This is a genomic window from Bacillus atrophaeus, from assembly GCF_039519175.1.
Lineage (GTDB): Bacteria > Bacillota > Bacilli > Bacillales > Bacillaceae > Bacillus > Bacillus atrophaeus.
This window is the reverse complement of the sequence record NZ_CP154443.1, coordinates 3,707,103-3,731,425: the sequence shown is the minus strand read 5'-3', so window position 1 is coordinate 3,731,425 and position 24,323 is coordinate 3,707,103. Positions and strand designations below refer to the sequence as shown.

Below are 24,323 nucleotides of genomic sequence, written 5' to 3'. Positions count from 1 at the left end.
AATGAAAAGAGAAAAAGTGCAGTCTTTGAACGGAGAAATCCATATCCCCGGAGACAAATCAATTTCACATCGTTCTGTGATGTTTGGCGCGCTCGCAAAAGGAAAAACAACAGTCAAAAACTTTCTTCCGGGAGCAGACTGTCTCAGTACGATAGAATGCTTCAAGAAAATGGGTGTTCACATTGAGCGCAGCGGCAGTGACGTAACGATACACGGAAAGGGCATCTCAGCTCTTCAGGAGCCTGAAAGCCTTTTAGACGTCGGGAACTCAGGTACGACGATTCGGCTGATGCTTGGAATCTTGGCGGGACGACCGTTTTACAGCGCCGTTGCCGGTGATGAAAGTATCGCAAAGCGTCCGATGAAGCGCGTGACAGACCCTTTGAAAAAAATGGGCGCACATATTGACGGCAGAGCGGGCGGAGAGTTTACTCCTTTGTCAGTGAATGGCGGGGATTTAACTGGTATTGATTATGTCTCACCTGTTGCAAGTGCCCAAATTAAATCTGCCGTGCTGCTTGCAGGTCTGCAGGCAGAAGGAACAACAACGGTCACAGAGCCACATAAATCACGGGATCATACAGAGCGGATGCTGAGCGCTTTTGGTATTGAGCTTTCAGAAGACAATACAAGCGTTTCTATCAAAGGAGGCCAATCGCTTACAGCTCAAGACATCTTTGTGCCTGGGGATATTTCTTCAGCCGCCTTTTTCCTTGCGGCGGGGGCGATTATTCCAAATAGTAGAATTGTACTGAAAAATGTAGGCTTAAACCCTACAAGAACCGGGATCATTGATGTTCTGCAAAAGATGGGGGCTAAACTTCACATCACTGAATCAAGCGGCGACAGCGCAGAGCCTTACGGAGATTTGACGATTGAGACTTCTGAACTGAACGCGCTTGAAATCGGCGGAGACATTATTCCGCGCTTAATTGATGAAATTCCGATCATCGCGCTGCTTGCGACTCAAGCTGAGGGAACGACCATTATTAAGGATGCGGCTGAGCTGAAAGTAAAAGAAACCAACCGGATTGATACAGTAGTGTCAGAACTTCGTAAGCTGGGCGCAAACATTGAGGCTACAGATGACGGGATGAAAATCTTCGGAAAGCAGACCCTAAAAGGCGGTGCAACTGTTTCCAGCCATGGAGATCACCGTATCGGAATGATGCTCGGCATTGCTTCATGTTTAACTCAAGAGTCTATTGAAATCTTGCAGACAGAAGCGATTCACGTATCGTATCCAACTTTTTTCGATCATCTGAACAAATTAGCTGCAAAAGCCTGAAGGTGCTCCTTCAGGCTTTTTTCATCAATACGGCTAAGGGAAAACAATCATAAAATGTAAGAATGCATCATAGCTTGTCTTATACAGGAAAAAATAAAAAGGGAAAGGAGGATGCGCTTTATTTGGAGGGCAGTCTGAAAAGGCTGTTTTTGTGTACAAGTTGCTTTCTTCCTTTTTGCTGTTTTCCTGAGCTTGTTCTTTTGGTAAACTAAAATGACCAAAAACGAGGCCGCATTGGGGCAGGCATCTTATTTGCCGAAGGCCTTCGTCTGAATTATGATAGGATTAACCCGAACAAAAAAGCCCCTTAAATAAGTTTTATGTATAGGAAAAGAAAGGACCGGTCCGATTTGAATACATTAATTCAAGAAGCCATAAAATTAGTTGAAGCTGGTGAAACCGAAAAGGGCCTAAATACGCTCTCGAAGGCTGAGAAACAGCTCCATGATGAGGATAAAGCGATAGCAGCCCAGCTGTATTATGAATGGGGAAATGCGGATAAAGCAATTTCGCTGATCAGTGATTTGCATGATTTGTATCCTGAGGAAACAGAGTTAACGAATTTTTACGCTGAACTGCTAATAGATATTGACGAAGAAGAAAAAGCTCTGGCTGTGCTGGAGACCATTCCTGAAACAGATGCGTCGTACCCGGAAAGCCTGCTTCTCATGGCAGACCTTTATCAGATGCAAGGTTTATTTGAAGTAAGTGAACAAAAGCTTTTAAAAGCAAAATCAATCCTTGAAGATGAACCTGTCATCGATTTTGCGTTAGGTGAGCTTTATTATACCCAGGGCGCGTATGCAAAGGCTATCCAATATTTTAAAAGAACGGCTGAGGAACAGAGTGAAATCGGAGGCGTTAATGTTCATCAAAGATTAGCAGAATCTTTAAGCGCTTCAGGTGAATTTGAGGAAGCGATTCCTTGGTACGAAAAAGCTGTCGAGGAAACTCCTGAGCCTAATACCATTTTTGGCTACGGTTTTACTGCATCACAGGCTGGGTTCGTCAAAACCGCCATCAAGCAGCTGTCAGACCTGAAAGAGATTGATCCGTCCTATTCATCGCTTTATATGCCGCTTGCTGAAAGCTATGAGGCAGAAGGCATGTATGAAGAGGCTTTAAAAACAGCCAAAGAAGGCATCAGCTATGATGAATACAACAAGGAACTCTTCCTTTACGCAGCAAAAATGACGCTGAAAATCGGAAATGTCCAAGAGGGCAAAAAGCTGCTTCAAGAAGCGCTTGCGCTTGATCCCGGTTACGTGGAAGCACTCCACACTCTGCTTGCTGTTTATCTCAAGGAAGAAGATTATGAGTTAATCATTGATTTGATTCAAGAAGTGCGGGGCTATGGGGAAGAGGACCCGAAATACAATTGGTACCTGGCAAGCGCTTATACTGAATTGGAGAAATATGAAGAGGCTAAAAAATGCTTTGAAGCCGCTTATCTTCATTATCGCGAGGACAGAGATTTCTTATACGAATACGCGAACTTCTTACTGGAAGAAGGACTGCAGCAAGAAGCGCTTCCGCTTCTAAAAGAAGTGCTCAAACTGGACGGCGCCAATGAAGAGCTTGAAGAAACGATATTGCGGATTGAGGATGAATTTTCTAGATAAGCAGGATTTCTTATTCTCCATGTGGAATTTATGATGTATAAGAATAAACTTACGACCGATAGAGGAGGGAATTACATGCAGACCCCTGTTTCTGTCAATGAGAAAAAGGACTTTATCAGATGGTTTTTAAACCATTATCAGCTTAAGCGCCGAGAGTGCGTCTGGATTTTGAATTATTTAATGAGCCACGACTCTTTAATGGAAAAAGTCCATTTCGTAGAACAAGCTGAGTTTTGCCCAAGAGGCATTATAATGTCAACACACTGTGTTGAAGAAGTTCCGTTTCGGTTTTATAAAGAGAACGTAATGACAACCGATGCAGAAAAATCTTTCCATGATATCAGATTAAATAAACAGCAGGATTTATTTATCCAGCTGAATTTCCGTTCAGCTTACAATTCGCCGGAGTATGCGGCAGTGCTTGAGTCTAATCCTCATATTCCTAAAGATCTATTTGAGAATAAAAAAGATCAAGGAATGGCTGAACAGATTTTAGAACACGCGATTTCTACATTTCAAAGAGAAAGACTGCTGAAAGATATAGACGAGGCGCTGGACCGTCACGATAAAGAAGCATTTGAACAATTATCTCAGCAATTGAATCAGCTCACATAATATTTCCGGCCTTGCAAAACATGCAAGGCTTGTTGTCGTAGAGGGGGAGAAAACAATGAGGTGGAGAATAGCTGATGCCGAGGCTTATTTGCAGGCTGCGGATTACATTGATACCGCTGTCATTCCTTTAATATCCATTAAAACTGATCATCAATTTAAGGCTTCAGTAGAAAAAGGGGAATTTACACAGCTGATTTGTGAAGAACTGGAACGGCAATTAAAGGGACGGGTATATTTGTTCCCTGCATATACATATATAGATATAAATGAAACAACCATTCAGGAATTGAGGCATTGGAAAAAAGAGGCTGGTTCCCGGTTTCGGCATGTCGTTTTTTTGACTGCTGAAGCAAATTGGGAAGATGCGGTATCAGAAGAGAAGGTTGTGTATATCCCCTCAGTGCCATTTGAACATATGAATGATTCATTAAAAAGAAGAATATTGGAAGATAAGACAGGCGAAATTTTGAACGTTTTGTTACAGTTATGGGGCACTTTGTAAAAACACTTACATTTCCTATTTATTAATATTTTGGCTATATTGACCTTGCTGAGAGATTCATATATTATGAGGGTGTCTAGTGTTATGAAATATTTTCTATTTTAGTTAGTTTGTAGCGTCGACCTAGAGGGGGGAGAAGAGATGGGCAGAAGACATGATATATCAAGACGTCAATTTTTAAATTATACGCTCACGGGCGTAGGGGGGTTTATGGCGGCTAGTATGCTCATGCCTATGGTTCGCTTTGCACTCGATCCAGTGTTAAAACCGACTGGGGATCAGGATATGGTTCAGGTTGTCAGCGTCGATGAGCTGACAAAAGAACCGCAGCGCTTTGATTTTAAAATTAATCAAGTCGATGCCTGGTATGAATCAGAGGAATCGAGATCAGCTTGGGTTTACAAACACGGGGATGAGATTGTGGCATTATCACCGATTTGCAAGCATTTGGGATGTACAGTCAACTGGAATAACGATCCTAAGAATCCGAACAAATTTTTCTGTCCATGCCATTACGGGCTATATGAAAAAGACGGTACGAATGTCCCCGGCACGCCGCCGCTTGCACCACTTGACCATTATGAGCAAGAAGTGAAGGACGGCTTCCTGTATCTTGGAAAAGCAAAGCCTAAGGGGGAAGGGTGACATGCTTAACAAAATTTATGATTGGGTAGATGAACGGCTTGATATTACACCGATGTGGAGGGATATAGCCGACCACGAGGTGCCTGAGCATGTGAATCCAGCCCACCATTTTTCCGCATTTGTTTACTGTTTTGGGGGTTTGACGTTTTTTGTAACCGTTATCCAAGTGCTGTCGGGTATGTTTTTAACCATGTACTATGTGCCTGACATTAAGAACGCATGGGAATCGGTTTATTACTTGCAAAATGAAGTGGCGTTCGGCCAAATTGTAAGGGGAATGCACCATTGGGGCGCAAGTTTAGTCATTGTGATGATGTTTTTACATACGCTGAGGGTCTTTTTTCAGGGCGCGTATAAGAAGCCGAGGGAATTAAATTGGATTGTCGGTGTACTTATTTTCTTTGTAATGCTTGGTCTCGGATTTACAGGCTATTTGCTGCCTTGGGATATGAAGGCGCTGTTTGCGACAAAGGTAGGTCTTCAAATTGCGGAAGCGACACCGCTTATCGGAACACAAGTCAAAACACTCCTTGCGGGCCACCCGGATATCGTTGGCGCCCAAACTCTGACAAGGTTTTTTGCGATCCATGTGTTTTTTCTTCCTGCCGCATTATTCGGACTGATGGCAGCGCATTTTATCATGATCCGCAAGCAGGGAATTTCAGGACCGCTTTAAACTTGATCTGTGAATAAAAGGGAGGGGATGACATGCATCGGGGCAAAGGGATGAAGTTTGTAGGGGACTCAAGAATACCCGCTGAGAAAAAGCCGAATATACCGAAGGACTACTCAGAATATCCAGGTAAGACAGAAGCGTTTTGGCCGAATTTCCTATTAAAGGAGTGGCTTGTCGGCGCTGTTTTTCTGGTTGGATTTCTTGTATTGACCATCGTGCATCAGCCGCCTTTAGAGCGGATGGCTGATCCGACAGATACCGGGTATATTCCGCTGCCTGATTGGTATTTTCTTTTCTTATATCAATTGCTGAAATACGAATACGCCGCCGGTAGCTTTACTGTTGTCGGGGCCATGATCATGCCGGGTCTCGCTTTTGGAGCGCTGCTTTTAGCGCCTTTCCTTGACAGGGGAACGGAGAGAAGGCCATGGAAGCGCCCGGTAGCCGTTGGTATGATGCTTTTTGCTCTTGCGGCAACCGTATTTCTGACATGGCAGTCTGTCGCCACACATGACTGGGCCAAAGCGGAAGAACAAGGCAAGATTACAAAAGAGGCGGAAATTGATACCGAATCAGAAGGCTATAAGCTGTTTCAGGATCAAGGCTGTATTTCCTGCCATGGAGATAATCTTCAAGGAGGAGCAGCCGGCCCGTCATTGGTTGACAGCGGGTTAAGTCCTGAGGAGATCAAAAAAATCGCCGTGGAAGGGAAAGGGCAAATGCCGGCTGGTGTGTTTAAAGGCAATGATAAAGAACTTGAGGAACTGGCTAAGTTTATTTCTGAAACCACAGCGAAATAAAACGTATTGTGAATTACGAGATAGAAGGCTATACTTTTCTTATAAAAAGCTGACCTGGCGTCAGCTTTTTTGTATGCAGTACATACTTTTACAGACTGAGAGTTGATAAGACATGAAATGGTTTCAGTTTCTATTGGGACAGCGGCCGATGCTGCTGCTCGTTTTAGCGGTGAATTTTCTTGGTACGGTATATGGGTACTACTGGTATTTGCCCCAGCTGCTCGAAACACCGGCCCGCTTTCTCGTATTTGTTCCAGACAGCCCGACGGCGACGTTCTTTTTCCTGTTTGTGCTGCTGTCATTTCTCATGAAACGAAACGCGAAGCTATTCGAAGCACTGGCATTGGTCACACTCGTAAAGTACGGCCTGTGGGCGGTAGGAATGAATCTGCTCGTCCTTTTCGTTACCGGCGAATTGCCGTGGCAGGGTTATATGCTGATTGGCTCCCATTTTGCGATGGCTGTTCAAGGAGCCCTTTATAGTCCGTATTTCCGCTTTAGATTATGGCACCTTGTCCTTGCGGCGATCTGGACATTGCACAATGATGTTATTGATTATCTTTTCGGCATGATGCCTCAGTATTCTATGCTTTCGAATTATATGACATATATCGGTTATGCGACCTTCTGGCTCAGCCTGTTTTCAATCGCTTTAGCGTACTATTTAGTCGTTTCAAAAAAACAGATGAAGCTTGACCTGCCGTAACATAATGTTGGTATAACCTTGTCCTTCTCTTCATATTCTGTAAGGAGAGAGAGTGGGAGGGACCTGCATGAAACGAAAGCTGACAATCTGTTTGTTACTTGCTCTTATTTTCTATATCGGAAATGCCAAAGCTGAAGAGCGGGGGAGCCTCGAGGAATTGAACGAGCTATCCGATACGGTTTTCCAAATGACCCGGCAGTCGCAATATGACGAGGCGCTTCAAGTGCTTGGTTACTTTGAAAAAAAATTAAAAGCGGCTGAAAAAAGTCCGGCCAATCAATCTTTGTCCGGCGCTCAAATTCGCCAGATCACACTGGGCTATAATGATATGGAGCGGAGTTTAAAGCAAACAGACACTTCAGATAGTGAAAAGATGCGAGCGGCGGTACAATTCAGGATGCTGATGGATGCAGTCAAAAATCAGTCCGATCCTCTTTGGGGATCGCTTGAGAAGCCAATTATGGAAACATTCAGCGCTTTAAAAAAAGAAGTCCGGGAAAATGAGAAAACAAACTTTCACGAAAAGTGGAATGAATTTATATCTTTATATGATTTAATTTATCCGAGTTTAACGATGGATATTTCAATTGATCAGCTTGATGATGTGGGAAAACATATTGACGTGATCGAGCAAGAAGCGTTTCAGCATATGACGGTAAGCACAAAGCTTGAACGGCTCTCACTTCTCCAAAAAGATTTGAAAAGTGTATTCGACAGGGTTGAAAAAGATGATGCGGACCCCTCTTTGTTATGGGTTATTCTCACAACAGGAGGCATCATTATTACTGCGCTCACCTATGTCGGGTACCGAAAATACAGAGCGGAAAAGAACAAATTGAAAAAACGTGATTATCCTAAATAAATGTTCTTAGCCGTAAAGGAGAAGAAGCGAAATGAAAAAAATCATTCAGCAAATGCCTTCAAGCCGTATCCCGCAGCCTATCAGAGGAGATAAAGGGGCGACTGATGACGGTCCCCGCAACCTTGAGAGGGATCTGCAAAATCCGGATATGCTGGTGCCGCCGGCTACAGATGCTGGTATAATTGGGAATTTGAAATTTTCCTTTTCAGACACACATATGAGACTGGAGCACGGCGGATGGTCAAGAGAGGTGACAGTGCGGGAACTGCCGGCGGCGACCCAGCTTGCGGCTGTGAATATGCGGCTGAAGCCGGGCGGAGTGCGGGAGCTTCACTGGCATAAAGAAGCAGAGTGGGGCTATGTGTTAAACGGTAAGGTCCGTATTACAGCCGTGGATCAAAAGGGACGAAATTTCATTGATGATGTCGGAGAAGGCGATCTCTGGTACTTTCCGTCAGGTATTCCCCACTCGATTCAAGGGTTGGAGGAAGGCAGTGAATTTTTGCTTGTTTTTGATGACGGTTCATTTTCCGAAAACAGCACTTTTTCTGTGACGGATTGGTTTGCCCATACACCCCGGAGCGTGTTGGCTGCTAATTTTGGCATTCCGGGTTATGAACTTGCGCATATTCCGGCGAAAGAACGCTATATGTTCCAGTTGGGAACGCCTCCTTCAATAAACCAAGTGAAAATTGATTCTCCAAATGGCACGGTCCCCGAACCCTTTAGCTACAAACTGACGAAGCAAGCCCCGATTATCACCAATGGCGGCAAAGTCCGTATTGCAGATTCTTCTCTTTTTAAGGCATCAAAAACAATTGCTGCCGCCGTTGTGGAAATAGAACCTGGCGGAATGAGGGAAATGCATTGGCATCCGAATACTGATGAGTGGCAGTATTATATTTCAGGCAAAGCAAAGATGACCGTTTTTGCAGCGGAAGGAAAAGCGAGAACGTTTAATTATCAAGCGGGTGACGTAGGGTACGTTCCCTTTGCGATGGGCCATTATATACAAAATACAGGCAGTACGGTTCTGCGTTTTTTAGAGGTATTTAAAAGTGACCGGTTTGAGGATGTGTCGTTAAACCAATGGCTCGCATTGACGCCGCATGGTTTTGTGCAGCGGACGCTGAATGTCGGAGCTGCGGTTACCGATGTGCTACAAAAAGAAAAATTTCCGGTCGTAAAATGGAAAAGTGATTAGCAGCGAAAGGCGGCGAATGCCGCCTATTTGCATTGATTAGCGTGTGATAGGGTTTTTATTCTCATCATGAGTGAAGCCTTCCCCGAGCACGTCATGAACATCGCTCACGGCTACAAATGCGTGCGGGTCAACTGAGGTAATCACACTTTTTAACAGGACGATTTCATTTTTCGGAACGACACAATAAAGCACATCTCTGTCCTCTTTCGTATACGATCCCTGACCTTTTAAGACCGTGACGCCTCTTTCCATTTCTTCAATGATTTTTTGCTGGATCATGTCATTTTTCATGGATATAATAGTAGCGCCTTTTGCACCGTATCCGCCTTCCTGGATGAAATCAATTAATCTTGCTGCCACAAATACCGCGACAAGGGTGTACATGGCTTCTTTATATGAGAGATACGTGAGTAACGATAAAACGATGACGCAGGCATCAAAGGCGAACATTGTTCTTCCCATAGGTATCCCAAAGAACTTATTGATCAGGCGGGCGATAATATCTACTCCGCCGGTTGTGCCTCCGAATTTAAAAATGATTCCTAAACCGGCGCCGATAAACACACCGGCAAATAAGGCGGCAAGCGCCAAGTCGTGCTGAAGGGGCATATGGATTTCGTAACGCTGAAAGATACTGAGAAAAAGAGACAAAGCGACGGTGCCGACAATGGTATAAACAAACATCGTTCTGCCGAGCATACGCCAGCCGATAAAGAATATCGGAATGTTTAACACAAGGTTCGAAATAGACGGGCTGATGTGAAATAGAGCATAAAGCAAAAGCGTAATTCCGGTAAACCCGCCTTCGGCTAAGTTGTTCTGCATATTAAAATGAACAAGTCCGAACGAAAAAATGGCCGCTCCTATTAAAATGAAACAAATGTTTTTCAATCTGATTTCTCCAAGCATTACACAAAACCCCTTTTCCTTCCATGAGATTGCGTTAATATTATAGAGGATACAAAAGAAAACAGCAAACGCCTGCTTAAACATTTGTCAAACGTATCTGAATTAGCTAACATGTAAGAGATGATAGGAGGTTTCGCGCAGTGAGTGATAAAACGATGAAAGAATTACAGGCTGAGGTGGATCAATACATCGGCCAATTTAAAGAAGGCTATTTCAGCCCGCTTGCCATGATGGCCCGTTTGACAGAGGAGCTGGGCGAACTTGCAAGAGAAGTGAATCATTACTATGGAGAAAAGCCGAAGAAGGCGACCGAAGATGATAAAAGCATGGAAGAGGAAATGGGAGATGTCTTGTTTGTACTGATTTGCTTAGCCAACTCTCTGAATATTTCATTAGAGGAAGCCCATGACCGTGTTATGCATAAATTTAATACGAGAGATAAAAACCGCTGGACGAGAAAAGAAGAAGGAAAGTAGAGGAGATTAGAATGCCGAATGAAACAATCAAAGTAGTTATAGCAGGACCAAGAGGAAGAATGGGACAAGAAGCTGTTAAATTGGCTGAAAGCACGCCTCATTTTGAGCTGGTCGGAGCAGTTGACCATACATACAATCAAAAAAAACTGTCAGAAGTGATGTCTTCTGATTCAGAAGCACTTATTTATACAGATATTACACAATGTTTTCAAGAAACGCAGCCTGCCGTGCTGATTGATTTAACAACGCCGGAAATCGGGAAAGTTCATACGAAGGTGGCGTTAGAGCATGGTGTTCGGCCGGTAGTGGGTACGACCGGTTTCACAGAGAGTGATTTAGATGATCTTAAAACACTGACAGAAGACAAAGGAATCGGCGCTATCATCGCACCAAACTTCGCATTAGGCGCGGTGCTCATGATGAAATTTTCGCAAATGGCAGCCAACTACTTTGAAGATGTGGAAATTATCGAGCTTCACCATGATCAAAAGCTTGACGCTCCAAGCGGAACGGCATTAAAAACGGCGGAGATGATTTCTGCAGTCCGCAGTGATAAACAGCAGGGGCATCCCGATGAAAAGGAAATTCTTCCGGGCGCGCGCGGCGCTGAACAAAACGGCATCCGTCTTCACAGTGTACGTCTTCCGGGATTGATCGCACATCAGGAAGTCATGTTCGGCATGGACGGCCAATCGCTTAAGATCCGCCATGATTCCTATAATCGCGCTTCCTTCATGTCAGGAGTCAAACTTGCCGTCGAACAAGTGATGAAAATTGACCAGCTCGTTTATGGGCTTGAAAACATTATAGACTAAAGGGGGATAACAGATGAAAATCGCTTTAATCGCTCATGACAAGAAAAAACAAGACATGGTGCAGTTTACGACTGCATATAAAACGATCTTGAGCGGGCATGACTTATATGCGACCGGTACAACCGGACTGAAAATTCAAGAGGCGACAGGCCTTTCTGTTGAGCGATTTCAATCAGGTCCTTTGGGAGGGGATCAGCAAATCGGAGCTTTGATTGCAGCTAACGCGCTCGATCTCGTTATCTTTTTGCGTGATCCTCTTACGGCGCAGCCGCACGAGCCGGATGTTTCGGCATTAATCCGTTTGTGTGACGTTTATGCGATACCGCTTGCTACAAATATGGGAACTGCGGAAATTTTAGTCCGTTCTCTTGAAGAAGGCGCATTTGAATTCCGCAATCTGATCCGCGGGGAAGATACAAATGGGTAACCTTGATCTCCTCGCTTTTGGCGCTCATAGTGATGATGTCGAGATCGGTATGGGCGGAACGATTGCAAAGTTTGTCAAACAAGGAAAAAAGGCCGGTATATGTGATCTGACTGAGGCGGAGTTATCTTCAAACGGCACGGTCTGCCTGAGAAAAGAAGAAGCGGCCGCAGCAGCCCGCATACTGGGTGTGGAACAAAGAATTCAGCTCGGACTTCCTGACCGCGGACTGGTGATGAACGACCATGCCATACGCGCGATTGTGAGTGTAATCAGAGCCTGCCGGCCGAAAGCTGTATTTATGCCTTATAAAGAAGACCGGCATCCTGATCACGGCAATGCGGCTGCTCTTGTGGAAGAAGCAGTCTTTTCCGCGGGGATACGTAAATTTAAAGATGAAAAAAATCTCCCGCCTCATAAGGTGGAAAAGGTTTTATACTATATGATAAACGGGTTCCATCGGCCTGATTTTGTCATTGATATTACAGAGACGATAGAGGATAAAAAGCAGAGCCTTCAAGCTTATCAAAGCCAGTTCGTGCCGTCAGAGGATTCAGTAGAAACGCCGCTTACAAACGGATACATTGAGATGGTAGAGGCACGGGAACGGCTGTACGGAAAAGAAGCAGGTGTAGGGTATGCGGAAGGATTCTTTTCAAAGCGGCTTTTGGTCCTCAATCATGATCTGCTCGGAGGCGAACAATGAAGAAGCTGAAAATTGGCATTACATGCTATCCTAGCGTCGGCGGCTCAGGCATCATTGCCACCGAGCTCGGGAAGCTGCTTGCAGAAAAGGGCCATGACATTCATTTTATTACATCAAGCATTCCTTTTCGATTAAATACATATCATCCAAATATCCATTTCCATGAAGTGGAAGTGAATCAATATGCTGTTTTCAAACACCCTCCATATGATTTGTCACTGGCAAGCAAAATTGCAGAGGTAGCGGAGCGGGAGAATTTAGACATTATCCATGCGCACTACGCTCTGCCGCATGCGGTTTGCGCGTATTTAGCTAAACAGATGCTTAAACGGGATATCGGCATCGTCACCACTCTTCACGGCACAGATATTACCGTGTTAGGCTATGATCCGTCGTTAAAAGACTTAATCCGATTTGCGATTGAAGCCTCAGACAGAGTGACAGCCGTTTCCTCAGCTCTTGCGGCTGAAACCTATGACTTAATCAAACCAGAGAAAAAAATTGAAACCATATACAATTTTATCGATGAGCGCGTATATCTGAAGAAAAATACAAGAAGCATAAAAGAAAAATACGGCATTTCACCAGACGAAAAAGTAGTGGTTCATGTCTCGAATTTCAGAAAGGTCAAGCGGGTGCAGGATGTCATTCATGTTTTCCGGAACATCGTCAATCAAACAAAAGCAAAATTGCTTCTGGTAGGAGACGGTCCCGAAAAATCAGTCGCTTGTGAGCTTGTCAGAAAGTACGGGCTTGAAAATCAAGTGATGCTGCTCGGAAATCAAGACCGGGTAGAGGAGCTGTATTCAATAAGCGATGTTAAGCTGCTTCTTTCTGAAAAAGAAAGCTTTGGCCTCGTTCTGCTTGAAGCAATGGCCTGCGGCGTACCGTGTATCGGAACAAATGTCGGCGGGATACCTGAAGTCATAAAGAACAATGTGAGCGGCTTTTTAGTGGATATCGGCGATATTGAGGATGCATCAGCAAAAGCCTTGCGCATTTTAGATGATGAACAGCTCAGCAAACAATTTACAGATGCGGCGCTTCACATGCTGAAGAACGAATTTTCATCACAAAAAATCGTCAGTGAATACGAACAGATCTATGCCGATTTAGCAGAACCGGAGTGATGACATGGAACAAGTTTTTATCAAAGCGCTTCCTGTGCTCAACACATTAATAGAGGCTGGCCATCAAGCTTATTTTGTCGGCGGCGCCGTTCGGGACAGCTATATGAAACGGGCAATCGGTGATGTTGATATCGCCACAGATGCCGCGCCGAATGAGGTGGAACGTTTGTTTAAGCGTACGGTAGATGTCGGCAAAGAGCACGGAACCATCATTGTGCTGTGGGAAGATGAGACCTATGAAGTGACGACATTCCGGACAGAATCGGATTATCAAGATTACAGAAGACCGTCAGAAGTGCACTTTATCACTTCATTAGAAGAAGATTTGAAACGCAGAGATTTGACGATTAACGCTATGGCGATGAAGACAGATGGAGAGCTGATTGATTATTTCGGAGGAAGACAGGATATTGATCATCAGCTGATCCGGACTGTCGGAAAGCCTGAAGACCGATTTCAAGAGGATGCACTGCGTATGCTCAGAGCCATCAGGTTTATGAGCCAGCTCGGCTTCGCGCTCTCAGAAGAAACCGCAGCTGCGATCGAACGCAGCCGCAGTTTGCTTCGTTATGTTTCTGTTGAACGGAAAACGGTGGAGTTTGAGAAACTTTTACAAGGAAAGTCATGCAGTTCCGCTCTCCGAATGATGGTGAAAACAGGACTTTTCGAAGAGCTGCCGGGCTTCTCTGATAAAAAAGAACATTTGCTCTATGCGAGTGAATGTCCGTTTTCGTTATTAACAGAGCGGGAGGAACTTTGGGCAGCGATCTTGGTTTATCTCAAGATCAGTGCAAAAGAGCAAACGCCGTTTCTGAAAAAATGGAAACTTCCCGGAAAAGTGATCAAAGAAGCATCCCGCATCGCCGACACCTTTTATCAAGAACTTGATGCGCTGTCCATGTATCAAGCAGGAGAAAAGGCGCTAATTTCCGCTGTGAAGATTAAGATGCTGTCAGAAACCAAGCAAGTGGATAAAGAAAAGCTTGAGGCCGTCAGAAAAGAGTACCGCAGCCTGCCGATTAAAAGCCTCAAAGATCTCGACATAACAGGACAAGATTTACTGAATGTAAGAAACCGCCCTGCGGGAAAATGGGTTTCAGAAGAGCTGCAGCGGATTGAGCAGGCTGTTGTTACAGGAAAGCTCTCCAATCAAAAGAAACACCTAGAGGAGTGGCTGAAGTCATGGGATCAAAGTTAAGAACACAGTTAATCGACTTGTTTTCAAAGGCCGGAGATGAGTTTATTTCCGGCCAAAAAATAAGTGACGCTCTCGGCTGCTCCAGAACCGCCGTGTGGAAGCATATAGAAGAGCTTCGGAATGAAGGTTATGAAGTAGAGGCCGTCAGGAGAAAAGGCTATCGGCTGGTAAAAAAGCCCGGGAAACTCAGTGAAAGTGAGATTCGTTTCGGGTTGAAGACTGAACTGTTGGGCCGGCAACTTTATTATCACGATGTTCTGCCGTCTACCCAAAAAACCGCTCATGAACTGGCAAATAACGGCGCGCCGGAAGGAACTCTCGTTGTTGCCGATAAACAAACAGCGGGCAGGGGGCGAATGTCAAGAGTATGGCATTCTCAAGAAGGAAACGGAATCTGGATGAGCCTTATTTTAAGGCCGGATATCCCGCTTCAACAAACGCCGCAGCTGACCCTTTTGTCTGCTGTCGCCGTTGTGCAGGCAATTGAAGAAGCTGCAGGCGTCCAAGCGGACATTAAATGGCCTAATGATCTTCTGATTCACGGAAAAAAAGCTGTCGGCATCTTAACTGAGATGCAAGCCGAGGAAGACCGCGTCCGGTCAATTATCATCGGCATTGGCATTAATGTGAACCAGCAGTCAGCCGATTTTCCGCAAGAGCTTCAGCAAATTGCGACGAGCCTCAGCCAGGAAGCAGGGGAAAAAATAGACCGGGCAGGATTGATCCAGCAAATTTTGCTGTCATTTGAAAAACGGTACCATGATTATTTAAAACACGGTTTCACCCCGATCAAGCTCTTATGGGAAAGCTATGCGCTTGGTATCGGCCAAGAATTAAGGGCAAGAACCTTAAAAGGGACATTTTACGGAAAATCGCTAGGAATAGATGATGAAGGGGTTCTTCTGTTAGAAACAAAAGAAGGCATTAAAAAAATCTATTCAGCCGATATTGAACTGGAATCTTTCTAGTTGGTACAAGCCAGATGATTTTGGTATACTTCCAATGGGCAGTATCGCCTGCGAACTGCACCTATTTATCCAAATAGACAAAGATATAGCAGCAGTCTGCCTTGATCCAAAAGGACTGGGACAGAGGGATGAAACTCGCCGAAACTTCAAGATAAGTGAAGAATCCTTCTGGAAAAACGGAAGGTTTTTTGGCTTGTAAAAGAAGCGGCAGCTCATCTCCTCTACAAGAGGAGGAGAAAGATGAAAACAAAGCTCGATTTCTTAAAAATGAAGAAAAATGAAGAACCGATTGTCATGCTGACGGCTTATGATTACCCGTCGGCCAAGCTTGCCGAACAGGCGGGCGTTGATATGATTTTAGTCGGTGATTCACTGGGAATGGTCGTGCTCGGCCTGGAATCTACTGTAGGTGTAACTGTTGCCGACATGATCCATCATACAAAAGCGGTCAAACGGGGTGCGGCAAACACATTTATCGTGACAGATATGCCCTTTATGTCTTATCACCTCTCTAAAGATGAGACGCTTAAAAACGCCGCGGCCATCATTCAGGAAAGCGGAGCGGATGCGTTAAAGCTTGAGGGCGGAGACGGCGTCTTTGAATCAATCCGCGCTCTGACGCTCGGTGGAATCCCTGTTGTCAGTCATTTAGGGCTGACGCCGCAATCAGTGGGCGTGTTAGGCGGTTATAAAGTCCAAGGGAAAGATGAGCAAAGCGCAAAAAAATTGCTTGAAGACAGCAAAAAATGTGAGGAAGCGGGAGCAATGATGCTTGTGCTCGAGTGTGTTCCGGCTGAACTTACCGCAAAAATTGCTGAGGAACTGACAATACCTGTAATCGGCATCGGAGCGGGAGCGCAAGCGGACGGTCAGGTTCTTGTATTTCATGATGTGGTCGGCTACGGTGTGGCCAGAACGCCTAAATTCGTTAAACAGTATGAACAAATTGACGGTGCTATTGAAACGGCGATCAGCGGATATGTCCATGATGTGAGAAAGCGTGCTTTCCCTGAACAAAAGCATTCCTTTCAGCTGAATCAAACAGTGCTTGAAGGCTTGTACGGAGGGAAATAAATGAAACACATCACAGATATTTCAGAGCTGAAAACCATAATCAACCAATATAAATCAGTAGGCAAATCAATCGGTTTCGTGCCGACGATGGGTTTTCTGCATGAAGGACACCTGACGTTGGCTGATAAAGCGAGTCAGGAAAACGACATTGCGGTGATGAGCATTTTTGTGAATCCTGCACAATTCGGTCCTGGAGAGGATTTTGAAGCGTATCCCCGAGATCTTGAGCGGGATATGAAGCTTGCTGAAAATGCGGGAATAGATCTTCTTTTTACTCCGTCTGCCGACAGCATGTATAATGGCGATCCAAATGTCGCAGTGCAAGTGAAAAGACGGACCGACGTCTTGTGCGGGCGATCAAGAGAAGGGCACTTCGACGGAGTGGCAACAGTCTTAACGAAGTTTTTCAATCTAATAAAGCCGGAAAGGGCGTATTTTGGCCTCAAGGATGCACAGCAGGTTGCTGTCGTTGACGGTTTAATCAGTGATTTCTTTATGGATATTGAGCTGGTCGGTGTGGATACAGTCAGAGAGGAAGACGGACTTGCGAAAAGCTCTCGCAACGTATATTTAACTGAAAAAGAGAGAAACGAAGCTCCGAGACTCTATAAAGCTCTTCAGCAAGGCGCTGAGCTGATCAGGGCCGGTGAAAGAAACCCTGAAGCGGTGATCAAAGCCGCAGCAGATATCATCGGGACAACAAGCGGTGCCATTGATTATGTGGAACTCTACTCTTATCCTGAGCTCACAAAGCAGGATAAACTAGAAGGGAAAGTCATTCTCGCTGCAGCAGTCAAATTTTCAAAGGCGCGTTTAATAGACAATATTATTATTGATATTCACGAAATGGAGAGAATATAAATATGTATCGCACGATGATGAGCGGAAAACTCCACCGGGCAACTGTCACTGAAGCCAACCTGAATTATGTCGGCAGCATTACCATTGATGAAGACCTCATTGACGCTGTCGGAATGCTTGCTAATGAAAAAGTTCAAATTGTGAATAATAATAACGGAGCCCGTCTGGAAACCTATATTATTCCCGGTGAGCGCGGAAGCGGAGTCATTTGTCTGAATGGAGCGGCCGCACGCCTCGTCCAGCCGGGGGATATAGTCATTATCATTTCCTACAAGATGATGTCAGAACAAGACGCTGCAAGCCACCAGCCAAAGGTCGCCGTGCTTAATGAAAAAAATGAAATTGAACAAATGTTGGGCAGCGAACCGGCCCGCACCGTTTTGTAAAAGCAAACAGCCCCCTTTATCGGGGGTTTTCTTTTAAGATTTCAGAGTAAAAGCTGTTTTACCGCTCCATTCCAAAGAAAAACGTGTTACACTTTTCTCGTATGCAAGAATTGAGGTGTCCATTTTAAATGAACAAGCAACGGTTCGTTGTCATAGACGTGGAAACAACAGGAAATTCGCCGAAAAAAGGCGATAAAATCATTCAAATCGCAGCGGTTGTGATTGAAAATGGACAAATAACTGAGCGGTTTTCCAAATATATTAATCCAAATAAATCAATTCCGTTTTTTATTGAACAGCTGACTGGCATAACGAACAGCATGGTAGAGAATGAACAGCCTTTTGAAGCGGTAGCTGAAGAAGTTTTTCAATTGCTGGACGGCGCCTATTTTGTCGCTCATAATATCCATTTTGACCTCGGATTTGTCAAGTACGAATTAAACGCGGCGGGATTCAGGCTCCCTGATTGTGAAGTGCTGGACACAGTGGAGCTTTCCCGCATTGTCTATCCTGGGTTTGAAGGGTATAAGCTGACTGAACTCAGCGAAGAGCTTCAGTTGAAGCATGAGAATCCGCATCGAGCCGACAGCGACGCAGAGGTCACAGGTTTCATTTTTTTGAAGATCATTGACAAACTGCAAAGGCTTCCTTTGCCGACCTTAAAGCAATTAAGAAGGCTGTCCCAGCATTTTATCAGTGATCTGACACTTCTGTTAGATACGTTTATATTTGAGCGGGAGAAAGCAGAAGCGCCGGGCTATGTAAAATTTGCTTCATTCTCAATCAGAGAGCCTGAAGCTGAAACCGGCGGGTCACATAATGACCAGTCTCCTTCTGATGTAGACATATGGGATAACGAAAGCGGGAAAAGCCTTTCTGCTCTATTGCCCCGCTATGAAAAAAGGGAAGGGCAGACCATCATGATGAACGAGGTGCGTACCGCATTTGCCAATCGTGAGCACGCGTTAATAGAAGCGGCTCCGGGGATAGGCAAAACGATCGGCTATCTTGTTCCTGCGGCGCTTTTTGCCAAAAAGTCAAAAAAACCGGTTGTGATCAGTACGTACTCAACACTTCTCCAGCAGCAGATTTTAAATAAGGAACTGCCGATCGTACAGCGCATGTTCCCCTTTTCGGTGACGGCTGCCATTTTAAAAGGCCAGTCCCATTATTTATGTTTGCATAAATTTGAACACATCCTGCATGAGGAAGATGATAATTACGATGCCGTACTCACGAAGTCCCAGCTTCTCGTCTGGTTAACAGAAACCGATACAGGCGATGTGGCCGAACTGAATTTGCCGTCCGGCGGCAGGACGCTGTGGGAGCGAATGGCTCATGATGAAGAATCAGTGAAAAGAAACCGAAAAGAGCGGATCAGCGGTTTTTATGAGCGGGCACAACATAAAGCGATGCAGTCAGACTTAATTGTGACAAACCATGCACTTCTTCTGACTGATGAAGTCAGCCGAAAAAAAAGGCTTCCGGAAAGCGGCGCCTTAATCATTGATGAAGCGCATCATTTCGAACGTGCGGCAAGTGAACATTTAGGGATAAGAGTTACATACATAGGGCTTCATGCTAAGCTCAGCCAGCTTGGCACATTAAACCAGCGCGGACTTTTAAAGAGAATGCGCCGCTTGTTCCAAACCCATCACTTGCCGGTCGATTCCTTTTTTGAAATGGATGAATGGCTGCAATACATTCAGGCAGAAAGCGATGGCTTTTTCAGTTCGGTTCATTCTTTTGTGAAACGCAGAAAACCTAAAGACGACATGAACCGTCTTGTCTTTAACCTGAACAAAAAAAGTCAGGATAACAGCTGGCCGACCCTATCCGAAGGAGCGGAACGGCTGTGTTCCATGCTTATGCACGTCCACCAGCAGTTTGAAGGCCAAATGGAGCTGATGGACAAAAAACTGACGAACATGAAAAGCGGTGCTGCCTTTTTGGCGGATGAATACCGCAAAAGCATGCAAAGCCTGAAAGAATATTGCCATACACTGACAAGGCTATTCTTCGAGTCTGATGAAAATGAAGCGGTTTGGATTGAAATTGATGCAAAAGGCGCAAAAAATGCCGTTGCAATTTACGCTCAGCCTCTAGACCCGGGAGAGCTGCTGGCGGATCAGTTTTTTGCGCGCAAAAACAGCGTCGTTCTCACATCAGCGACGCTGACAGTGGAAGGTTCTTTTCAATATATCATTGAGCGTCTCGGGCTTGGGGATTTTTATCCGCGCACGGTCAAAATTGAATCTCCTTTCTCTTACGATGACCGCATGAAAGTGATTATTCCGAAAGAAATGAGATCCGTGCAGGATGCCGGACAGACCGAAGTTGCCCAAGATACTGCCCATTACATTCAGATGATGGGCAAAGAGGCACAGCCGAAGATCCTTGTACTTTTTACCTCCCATGAAATGCTGAAAAAAGTGCATCATGAGTTAAAGCACAGCCCGGCTTTTTCCGGCGTTCAGCTGCTGGCGCAAGGCATAACAGGAGGCAGTCCGGGAAAATTAATGAAAACGTTCAAAGCAAGCAAGCAAGCGATTTTGCTCGGAACAAATCATTTTTGGGAAGGAGTCGACTTTCCGGGAGATGAACTATCCACCGTTATTATCGCGAGACTTCCGTTTCGGTCCCCGGATAATCCGCTTCATGCTGCAAAATGTGAGCAGGCTCGCAAAAATGGCAAAAATCCGTTTCAAACCGTCTCGCTGCCGGAAGCTGTTTTGACGTTCAGACAGGGAGTCGGCCGCTTGCTTCGCACAGCCGGGGACAAAGGAACGATTGTCATTTTAGACAGACGGATTAAAACGGCAGGCTATGGCCGCCTGTTTCTAGAGGCCCTTCCGACATCCTCAGTATTTGAGCTGACCGACAGGGAGCTTGAAGCTTATGTATCGGGCAAAACAGAATAAAAGCCGCAAAAAGCGGCTTTTAATGGTGTGGGATAAGGATGGTGTTTTATTTAAAAAGCGGTTCTTTGATGCCGCTCTGTGTAAATAGTATGCCGCACGGGTAAAAGAGTATGATTAACAATATTTGTTTTGATAATGGAGGGCAATGAAATGGAAAGTAAAATTGAAATTCTATCTACAATCAATGTGGAACACTCAGACGATCTTTATAAAATTGTCGATATGCTGAATCGCACTCTGAAAAGAGACAATTTAATGTTCGGACTTGCGTTGGATGAAGAAGACCAAAACCAGGCTGTTTTTACTATTTATCGTACGTAGGAGGAGAAGATGAGAAAAAAAACATTAATCTTTACTGCGATTTTTGGTATTATTTTTTTAGCAGTTCTTCTTGTTTCGGCAAGCATTTTTAAATCAGCTATGGCGCAAAAGGAAGAAGGGCATGAGGAAGCTGCTGCCTCGGCAAAAAAAGAAACCGGTCTGACTGAAGTTGATCAAGTCGAAACATTTGTCGGAAAAGAAAAATATTATATCGTAAAGGGAACTGACAAACATGATACAGTCATGTACGTATGGGTTCCTGCTGATAAAAAAGCGAAAATTCTCTCTAAAAAAGCGAATGAGGGAATAACCGAACAGAAAGCGGCAAAAATCATTCAAGATGAAGGATTGGTTTCTAAGAAAAAAGAGGTTCACCTGGCAAGAGAAGATAACGTCCTGCTTTGGGAAGTGACCTATTTAGACAAGGAAGGGCAGTACAGTTTGAGCTATGTGGACTTTTCAAGTGGAAAGATTCTCAAAAATATCACGCCTTAAGACGAAATAGGGGGAATTGAAGTTGAAACTGGCAAAAAGAGTATCCGCATTAACACCGTCTACCACACTTGCAATCACAGCAAAAGCAAAGGAATTAAAAGAAGCAGGCCATGATGTTATCGGTCTCGGAGCGGGAGAACCAGATTTTAACACGCCGCAGCACATTATTGACGCGGCTGTGCGTTCAATGAATGAGGGACATACAAAATATACGCCATCCGGCGGGCTGGCGTCACTGAAAGAAAGTATTGTAGAGAAATTCAAACGTGACCAGCAGATTGAATATAAACCTTCTGAAATCATCGTTTGCACGGGTGCCAAGCATGCCCTGTACACCCTTTTCCAAGTCATTCTTGATGAAGAAGACGAAGTAATTATTCCGACGCCATACTGGGTCAGCTATCCAGAGCAGGTGAAATTGGCAGGCGGGCGGCCGGTTTATGTCGACGGACTTGAAGAAAATCAATTTAAAATTTCTCCTGAGCAGCTGAAAAGTGCAATCACAGATAAAACAAAAGCGATTGTGATTAATTCACCAAGCAATCCGACCGGCGTGATGTACACTGAGGATGAGCTGTCAGCGCTTGGTAAAGTCTGTCTTGAACACGATATTCTGATTGTTTCTGACGAGATTTATGAAAAGCTTACATACGGCGGAAGAAAACACGTTTCGATCGCACAGCTTTCTGACAAATTAAAAGAACAAACCATTATTATTAACGGTGTTTCGAAATCTCACAGTATGACAGGCTGGAGAATCGGATATGCGGCCGGAGCCCAAGACATCATCAAAGCGATGACGAACCTTGCGAGCCACAGCACGTCCAACCCGACTTCAATCGCTCAATATGGCGCAATTGCAGCCTATAACGGTCCAAGTGAGCCATTGGAAGAAATGCGAGTGGCATTTGAGCACAGATTAAACACAATCTATGCGAAGCTGATCGAAATTCCAGGTTTTACTTGCGTGAAGCCTGAGGGCGCATTTTACTTGTTCCCTAACGCGAAAGAGGCGGCTCATTCCTGCGGATTCAAAGATGTCGATGAGTTTGTGAAAGCGCTGCTTGAAGAGGAGAAAGTCGCGATTGTACCAGGTTCCGGCTTTGGTTCGCCAGACAATGTGCGCCTCTCTTATGCAACTTCATTAGATCTTCTGGAAAAAGCGGTAGAGAGAATAAACCGTTTTGTAGAAAAACATAACTAGTGGTCAAAAGCGGCTGATAAACAAGCCGCTTTTTATCTGCATTGACCCAGTAAGATGTGAACGGTTATAATAAAGTGATGTTAAAAAAGATTCGGGGCTAAATAGTGCCGAATGTTTTTCTGTTCTGGAGGGAAATATTTTGAAAACTACAATAAACCAAGTGTATAAGCACGTAGGCCAGGAAGTTACGATCGGGGCTTGGGTTGCGAATAAGCGTTCAAGCGGAAAGATAGCATTTTTACAGCTGAGAGACGGCACCGGCTTCATTCAAGGAGTCGTGGTAAAAGCGGAAGTTGATGAAAACATGTTCCAAACGGCTAAGTCTGTGACACAAGAAACGTCACTCTATGTAAAAGGTATCGTGAAAGAGGACGAGCGTTCTCCTCTCGGTTTTGAATTAGCAGTGACATCAATTGAAGTCATTCATGAAGCTACAGATTATCCGATAACACCAAAAGAGCACGGTACAGAATTCTTGATGGATCATAGACACCTATGGCTCCGTTCTAAACGTCAGCATGCGATCATGAAGATTCGTAATGAAATCATCCGTGCGACATATGAGTTCTTTAATAACGAAGGCTTTGTAAAGGTAGACCCGCCGATTTTAACGGGAAGCGCTCCTGAGGGAACGACAGAGCTTTTTGCGACGAAATACTTTGACGAGGATGCTTACCTGTCTCAAAGCGGCCAGCTGTATATGGAAGCAGCGGCAATGGCTTTAGGAAAAGTTTTCTCATTCGGTCCGACATTCAGAGCGGAAAAGTCAAAAACAAAACGCCATCTCATCGAGTTCTGGATGATAGAGCCGGAAATGGCATTTGTAGAATTTAATGAAAACCTTGAGGTTCAGGAGAATTATGTTTCATTCGTTGTGCAAAGTGTGCTTGAAAATTGCAAAATCGAATTAAACACTCTGGGAAGAGATACCTCTAAACTCGAACAAATTAAAGCGCCGTTCCCAAGAATCACTTATGATGAAGCGCTCGCCTTTCTAAAAGAAAAAGGCTTTGATGATATTGAGTGGGGCGATGATTTCGGAGCTCCTCATGAAACTGCAATCGCAGAAAGCTATGACAAGCCTGTGTTCATCACTCATTATCCAACTTCATTAAAGCCGTTCTACATGCAGCCGGCAGAGGACCGCGAAGATGTCGTATTGTGTGCAGATCTGATTGCTCCTGAGGGCTATGGAGAAATCATTGGCGGGTCTGAACGGATTCATGATATGGAACTTCTTGAAGCGCGCCTTAAAGAACACGGGCTGGAATCAGATGCTTATAAGTGGTATGCTGAGCTTAGAAAATACGGTTCAGTGCCGCATTCAGGCTTCGGTCTTGGATTAGAGCGGACAGTCGCGTGGATCAGCGGAGCGCCTCATGTGCGTGAAACCATTCCATTCCCGCGTTTATTGAACCGTTTGTATCCTTAATAATTGTAAGTGATAAGAAAAGAGTCTCCTGTAAACGGGAGACTTTTTCATAGTAAAGGGAAAAGCCATATCCTTTACAGTAA

At 44.7% G+C, this 24,323-nt stretch carries 26 protein-coding genes; 25 read left to right on the top strand and 1 reads right to left on the bottom strand.

Annotated elements, in window-relative coordinates:
- Window position 1 precedes the first annotated feature (1 nt).
- The 10 genes from aroA to AAHT65_RS18570 all read left to right on the top strand — a co-directional run bounded on the left by aroA (window position 2) and on the right by AAHT65_RS18570 (window position 8,920).
- A complete protein-coding gene (aroA, locus tag AAHT65_RS18615; protein WP_343310663.1) occupies window positions 2-1,288 on the top strand; it encodes a 3-phosphoshikimate 1-carboxyvinyltransferase in 1,287 nt (428 codons plus the stop codon).
- 350 nt (window positions 1,289-1,638) lie between these two features.
- The gene (locus AAHT65_RS18610) at window positions 1,639-2,910 is read left to right on the top strand and encodes a tetratricopeptide repeat protein (RefSeq protein ID WP_106046686.1); all 1,272 of its coding nucleotides are present in this window, start codon (window positions 1,639-1,641) and stop codon (window positions 2,908-2,910) included.
- Between the two features lie 75 nt (window positions 2,911-2,985).
- The gene (locus AAHT65_RS18605; protein WP_004429781.1) at window positions 2,986-3,525 is read left to right on the top strand and encodes a ReoY family proteolytic degradation factor; all 540 of its coding nucleotides are present in this window, start codon (window positions 2,986-2,988) and stop codon (window positions 3,523-3,525) included.
- Window positions 3,526-3,580: 55 nt separating this feature from the next.
- A complete protein-coding gene (locus AAHT65_RS18600) occupies window positions 3,581-4,027 on the top strand; it encodes a YpiF family protein (protein WP_277713547.1) in 447 nt (148 codons plus the stop codon).
- Window positions 4,028-4,168: 141 nt separating this feature from the next.
- Window positions 4,169-4,672, top strand: coding sequence for a ubiquinol-cytochrome c reductase iron-sulfur subunit (locus tag AAHT65_RS18595; protein ID WP_343310662.1), 504 nt, complete (start codon window positions 4,169-4,171; stop codon window positions 4,670-4,672).
- A 1-nt stretch (window position 4,673) separates the two neighbouring features.
- The gene (qcrB, locus tag AAHT65_RS18590; protein WP_003225560.1) at window positions 4,674-5,348 is read left to right on the top strand and encodes a menaquinol-cytochrome c reductase cytochrome b subunit; all 675 of its coding nucleotides are present in this window, start codon (window positions 4,674-4,676) and stop codon (window positions 5,346-5,348) included.
- 32 nt (window positions 5,349-5,380) lie between these two features.
- Complete coding sequence (locus tag AAHT65_RS18585) at window positions 5,381-6,148, top strand: menaquinol-cytochrome c reductase cytochrome b/c subunit (RefSeq protein WP_004429786.1); 768 nt, start codon at window positions 5,381-5,383, stop codon at window positions 6,146-6,148.
- A gap of 112 nt (window positions 6,149-6,260) precedes the next feature.
- Window positions 6,261-6,854, top strand: coding sequence for a DUF1405 domain-containing protein (locus AAHT65_RS18580; RefSeq protein WP_343310661.1), 594 nt, complete (start codon window positions 6,261-6,263; stop codon window positions 6,852-6,854).
- A 67-nt stretch (window positions 6,855-6,921) separates the two neighbouring features.
- Entirely contained in the window at window positions 6,922-7,716 is a 795-nt protein-coding gene (ypjB, locus tag AAHT65_RS18575) for a sporulation protein YpjB (RefSeq protein ID WP_268478175.1), read from the top strand.
- A 31-nt stretch (window positions 7,717-7,747) separates the two neighbouring features.
- Complete coding sequence (locus AAHT65_RS18570) at window positions 7,748-8,920, top strand: oxalate decarboxylase family bicupin (RefSeq protein ID WP_343310660.1); 1,173 nt, start codon at window positions 7,748-7,750, stop codon at window positions 8,918-8,920.
- A gap of 36 nt (window positions 8,921-8,956) precedes the next feature.
- Here the strand turns inward: AAHT65_RS18570 and AAHT65_RS18565 are convergent, their stop codons facing one another.
- Complete coding sequence (locus tag AAHT65_RS18565) at window positions 8,957-9,829, bottom strand: YitT family protein (RefSeq protein WP_003325624.1); 873 nt, start codon at window positions 9,827-9,829, stop codon at window positions 8,957-8,959.
- A 140-nt stretch (window positions 9,830-9,969) separates the two neighbouring features.
- Between AAHT65_RS18565 and AAHT65_RS18560 the strand changes: the two genes are divergently transcribed.
- The 15 genes from AAHT65_RS18560 to asnS all read left to right on the top strand — a co-directional run bounded on the left by AAHT65_RS18560 (window position 9,970) and on the right by asnS (window position 24,240).
- Window positions 9,970-10,305, top strand: a complete 336-nt coding sequence (locus AAHT65_RS18560) for a nucleotide pyrophosphohydrolase (protein ID WP_003325626.1) — start codon at window positions 9,970-9,972, stop codon at window positions 10,303-10,305.
- An 11-nt stretch (window positions 10,306-10,316) separates the two neighbouring features.
- A complete protein-coding gene (dapB, locus tag AAHT65_RS18555; RefSeq protein WP_343310659.1) occupies window positions 10,317-11,120 on the top strand; it encodes a 4-hydroxy-tetrahydrodipicolinate reductase in 804 nt (267 codons plus the stop codon).
- A gap of 13 nt (window positions 11,121-11,133) precedes the next feature.
- Window positions 11,134-11,547 carry a methylglyoxal synthase gene (gene mgsA / locus AAHT65_RS18550; protein ID WP_003325628.1) on the top strand — a complete coding sequence of 138 codons (414 nt, stop codon included), beginning with the start codon at window positions 11,134-11,136 and terminating at the stop codon, window positions 11,545-11,547.
- On the top strand, window positions 11,540-12,250 hold the full coding sequence (bshB1, locus tag AAHT65_RS18545; RefSeq protein ID WP_088117464.1) for a bacillithiol biosynthesis deacetylase BshB1: 711 nt from the start codon (window positions 11,540-11,542) through the stop codon (window positions 12,248-12,250). Before mgsA ends, bshB1 begins: the two co-directional genes overlap by 8 nt.
- On the top strand, window positions 12,247-13,380 hold the full coding sequence (gene bshA / locus AAHT65_RS18540) for an N-acetyl-alpha-D-glucosaminyl L-malate synthase BshA (RefSeq protein ID WP_343310658.1): 1,134 nt from the start codon (window positions 12,247-12,249) through the stop codon (window positions 13,378-13,380). The genes bshB1 and bshA overlap by 4 nt, the downstream gene beginning before the upstream one ends.
- 4 nt (window positions 13,381-13,384) lie before the next feature.
- The gene (locus tag AAHT65_RS18535; RefSeq protein ID WP_010789040.1) at window positions 13,385-14,578 is read left to right on the top strand and encodes a CCA tRNA nucleotidyltransferase; all 1,194 of its coding nucleotides are present in this window, start codon (window positions 13,385-13,387) and stop codon (window positions 14,576-14,578) included.
- Entirely contained in the window at window positions 14,563-15,546 is a 984-nt protein-coding gene (locus AAHT65_RS18530; RefSeq protein WP_010789039.1) for a bifunctional biotin--[acetyl-CoA-carboxylase] synthetase/biotin operon repressor, read from the top strand. Before AAHT65_RS18535 ends, AAHT65_RS18530 begins: the two co-directional genes overlap by 16 nt.
- Before the next feature lie 240 nt (window positions 15,547-15,786).
- Window positions 15,787-16,620, top strand: a complete 834-nt coding sequence (panB, locus tag AAHT65_RS18525) for a 3-methyl-2-oxobutanoate hydroxymethyltransferase (RefSeq protein ID WP_088117459.1) — start codon at window positions 15,787-15,789, stop codon at window positions 16,618-16,620.
- Entirely contained in the window at window positions 16,621-17,481 is an 861-nt protein-coding gene (gene panC / locus AAHT65_RS18520) for a pantoate--beta-alanine ligase (RefSeq protein ID WP_010789037.1), read from the top strand.
- 2 nt (window positions 17,482-17,483) lie between these two features.
- A complete protein-coding gene (gene panD, locus AAHT65_RS18515; protein WP_088117458.1) occupies window positions 17,484-17,867 on the top strand; it encodes an aspartate 1-decarboxylase in 384 nt (127 codons plus the stop codon).
- A gap of 128 nt (window positions 17,868-17,995) precedes the next feature.
- Window positions 17,996-20,788 carry an ATP-dependent DNA helicase DinG gene (gene dinG / locus AAHT65_RS18510; protein WP_343310657.1) on the top strand — a complete coding sequence of 931 codons (2,793 nt, stop codon included), beginning with the start codon at window positions 17,996-17,998 and terminating at the stop codon, window positions 20,786-20,788.
- Between the two features lie 150 nt (window positions 20,789-20,938).
- The gene (locus tag AAHT65_RS18505; protein WP_003325639.1) at window positions 20,939-21,109 is read left to right on the top strand and encodes a YpmA family protein; all 171 of its coding nucleotides are present in this window, start codon (window positions 20,939-20,941) and stop codon (window positions 21,107-21,109) included.
- Between the two features lie 9 nt (window positions 21,110-21,118).
- Window positions 21,119-21,604, top strand: a complete 486-nt coding sequence (gene tseB / locus AAHT65_RS18500; RefSeq protein WP_088117456.1) for a cell wall elongation/penicillin-binding protein regulator TseB — start codon at window positions 21,119-21,121, stop codon at window positions 21,602-21,604.
- 22 nt (window positions 21,605-21,626) lie between these two features.
- Window positions 21,627-22,808 carry a pyridoxal phosphate-dependent aminotransferase gene (locus tag AAHT65_RS18495; RefSeq protein WP_088117455.1) on the top strand — a complete coding sequence of 394 codons (1,182 nt, stop codon included), beginning with the start codon at window positions 21,627-21,629 and terminating at the stop codon, window positions 22,806-22,808.
- A gap of 139 nt (window positions 22,809-22,947) precedes the next feature.
- Window positions 22,948-24,240, top strand: a complete 1,293-nt coding sequence (asnS, locus tag AAHT65_RS18490; protein ID WP_010789033.1) for an asparagine--tRNA ligase — start codon at window positions 22,948-22,950, stop codon at window positions 24,238-24,240.
- Window positions 24,241-24,323 lie beyond the last annotated feature (83 nt).